The organism is Candidatus Frankia alpina (assembly GCF_902806485.1).
Classification (GTDB): domain Bacteria; phylum Actinomycetota; class Actinomycetes; order Frankiales; family Frankiaceae; genus Frankia; species Frankia alpina.
Genome location: NZ_CADCWT010000510.1, coordinates 1 through 915, shown reverse-complemented (window position 1 = coordinate 915; position 915 = coordinate 1). Strand labels below are relative to the sequence as shown.

Sequence of the window (915 nt, the reverse complement as noted above, 5' to 3'; positions counted from 1 at the left end):
CCGGACGGCACAACGGGGCCAATACTCCGCGTAGCAGATCGCAACCTAGAACGATCTTCGCGGGGCCCTGGGTGCCTACGCACCCTCACCGGCGCCCGCCAGTTCTGCGCGATCCGCAGCTACCTGTCCACCGCCACCAAACGCGGCATCGGCCTGTTCCCCGCCCTCGTCCACCTGGCCGAAGGCCGCCCCTGGATGCCCGCAACCAGCTAACTCAAGATCAAACAAATACCTGACCAGTTACGTTCCCGGTACCGATCGCTGTGTCCTCGATGACTGTGGTGGCGGCCCTGGCCGGTGTTGCCAGGACCGCCACGGTTGCCAGGGCCACGATGAGCCCCAGTCCCGCGCAGGTCGACCGGCCACCCAGCCGGGCGAACAGCGCGCGCCGCCGGGGATGCCGGCGTCGCGGACCGGCCCGTCCTTCGCTGCGACCGGGACGCGCCCCCGGCGGGGGCCCACTTCGTCCACCTTTTCTTCGACCTGCATTCATTTACCCCATTCGATGCTGCCACCATGCGCCGCTAAAACGTATCAATCAAAGTAACTTTCGATAGCAGGAAAGGACGTTATGGCAGCGATTCACCAACCCCGGCCATGTCCTATCCCTCGGAGATTCGACGCCCCACACTGCACCTCGGACGAAACCTGGCAACGCGGACTATCGCACTGCTCCGGTAGAACCTCTCGCAGGAGACCAAAAAGTTGGGGTTCGCCTTTGGAAGCGCATTCGCGGGGACCTGGCAAGGTGTTAGCCAAAGATTCGTCGCCGGCTGCTGTCGCCACCGCTCCGCGAAACGACCCGAACGGCGACGATATCGATCATCTTCTCGGCCGATTCCCTGGCCGACCAGCCAGGACCTAGCCCGAGTTTCCATACCGGCGGGTAACTTATGCCCTTTCGGTCGTGATCGT

Annotated in this window: 1 pseudogene; it reads left to right on the top strand. The window is 63.7% G+C overall.

What is annotated here, in order from left to right:
- Positions 1-213 (top strand): annotated as a pseudogene (locus tag G6R25_RS25710) (hypothetical protein); the annotation flags it as partial.
- Between the last annotated feature and the right edge of the window lie 702 nt (positions 214-915).